Genomic DNA, 946 nt, shown 5'->3' with positions numbered 1-946 from the left:
TGACTTAAGAAGGCCTTTGGAATCCACCACTTGAATATCTGCTTGTGGTTTTTGTGGATGGCTTTCATCAGCCGGATCGACTAAAGTGGCGATATTCGTGATGGTACCGTCTGTTGCTTTTGTCACTTTGGCCTTAAACGTGATTGGAACCGTTTGGTTCCCTTTGATTTCGGGGATCACTGTCTTGATTTGTCCCGGGTCTCCTTCATTTATGGCTGCTTGTCCATCTACCTTTACGCTTCCGGGTACCAGTTCTACACCCGCAGGAAGTGGGTCACTCACGCGTATATTATGCAAGGTTGTATTGGCTAAACTATTGGTTGCTTCAATCGTGTATGTGACTTCTTCATTTTGTTTTACATCATGATGATCCACTTTTTTGTTTGACTTAAGAAGGCCTTTGGAATCCACCACTTGAATATCTGCTTGTGGTTTTTGTGGATGGCTTTCATCAGCCGGATCGACTAAAGTGGCGATATTCGTGATGGTACCGTCTGTTGCTTTTGTCACTTTGGCCTTAAACGTGATTGGAACCGTTTGGTTCCCTTTGATTTCGGAGATCACTGTCTTGATTTGTCCTGGGTCTCCTTCATTTATGGCTGCTTGTCCATCTACCTTTAAGCTTCCGGGTACCAGTTCTACGCCCGCGGGAAGTGGGTCACTCACACGTATATTATGTAAGGTCGTATGGTCTAAACTATTGGTTGCTTCAATCGTGTATGTGACTTCTTCATTTTGTTTTACATCATGATGATCCACTTTTTTGTTTGACTTAAGAAGGCCTTTGGAATCCACCACTTGAATATCTGCTTGTGGTTTTTGTGGATGGCTTTCATCAGCCGGATCGACTAAAGTGGCGATATTCGTGATGGTACCGTCGTGTTCCCTGATGTCACTTTGGCCTTAAACTGTGATTGGACCGTTTGGTTCCCTTTGATTTCGGGGA

The 946-nt window shown here is 44.3% G+C and carries 1 protein-coding gene; it reads right to left on the bottom strand.

Features of this window, described 5'->3' with window-relative positions; all coding sequences use genetic code 11:
• On the bottom strand, positions 1-798 hold a 798-nt coding region (locus LFLEISCH_RS14315; RefSeq protein WP_007478074.1), incomplete at its 3' end, for an isopeptide-forming domain-containing fimbrial protein.
• Positions 799-946: the final 148 nt, after the last annotated feature.

It is taken from the genome of Listeria fleischmannii subsp. fleischmannii LU2006-1 (genome assembly GCF_000344175.1).
GTDB classification, from domain to species: Bacteria; Bacillota; Bacilli; order Lactobacillales; family Listeriaceae; genus Listeria; species Listeria fleischmannii.
Note: the sequence above shows the minus strand (reverse complement) of the source record. Positions and strands in the feature narration are given on the sequence as shown.